Origin of the sequence: Xenorhabdus entomophaga (genome assembly GCF_037996725.1) — a bacterium.
GTDB classification, from domain to species: Bacteria; Pseudomonadota; Gammaproteobacteria; order Enterobacterales; family Enterobacteriaceae; genus Xenorhabdus; species Xenorhabdus khoisanae.
In genome coordinates this window covers 1-537 of record NZ_JBBMXH010000319.1, presented here as the reverse complement: position 1 = coordinate 537, position 537 = coordinate 1, and the positions used below count along the sequence as shown (strand labels likewise).

Genomic DNA, 537 nt, shown 5'->3' with positions numbered 1-537 from the left:
CGGATTCTTAGGCGTGATAAATACCTGTGTCAGGAGTGCTTACGAAGTGGTCGAGTAGTAGAAGCCAAGACCGTTGACCATATCATTCCCAAGGCTCATGGGGGAGCTGATGCGGATAACAATCTATCCTCGATTTGCCATAGTTGCCATAAACGTAAGACAGCAACGGAGAGACTACGCGATGAGTGAGAGGCAAGTGAAACTGTCACGCATATTCAAGGGCGGTAGCTTTATGGGCTATGCCCTGAGTGTCGATGGCCTGTTGTTATCCAACCAGAAGCAGGTGATCGTTGAAACCAAAGCAAGCGATGTCCACCCCACATTAACGGTGACCTTTGCGGTGACCAATGAGATGGCTGATGAGGCGGTCGATATCCATTTTTAATTTCAATGAATAACTTCATTCGACGTGACCATCACAGCAAATAATAGCGCAATGATTTAGTTTTTATTTGCAATCATCTCGGTTGTTATCGTCACGCAGGGGGAGGGGCGGGTCAAATCTCTACCACTCTCGCCCTTGAGGACCGCCGCCTT

General features: G+C 48.2%; 2 protein-coding genes. Both read left to right on the top strand.

Annotation, left to right across the window (positions count from 1 at the left end; all coding sequences use genetic code 11):
- On the top strand, window positions 1-189 hold a 189-nt coding region (locus AAC854_RS22970; protein ID WP_340619110.1), incomplete at its 5' end, for an HNH endonuclease.
- Window positions 182-385 (top strand): hypothetical protein, encoded by a 204-nt coding sequence (locus AAC854_RS22965; RefSeq protein WP_340619109.1) that lies wholly within the window; start codon window positions 182-184, stop codon window positions 383-385. The genes AAC854_RS22970 and AAC854_RS22965, both read left to right, overlap by 8 nt.
- The last annotated feature ends 152 nt before the right edge of the window (window positions 386-537 follow it).

Bases quoted from the DNA above. Each gene is read 5' to 3' on its own strand.
- AAC854_RS22965 (WP_340619109.1), top strand. From the start codon at position 182: ATGAGTGAGAGGCAAGTGAAACTGTCACGCATATTCAAGGGCGGTAGC.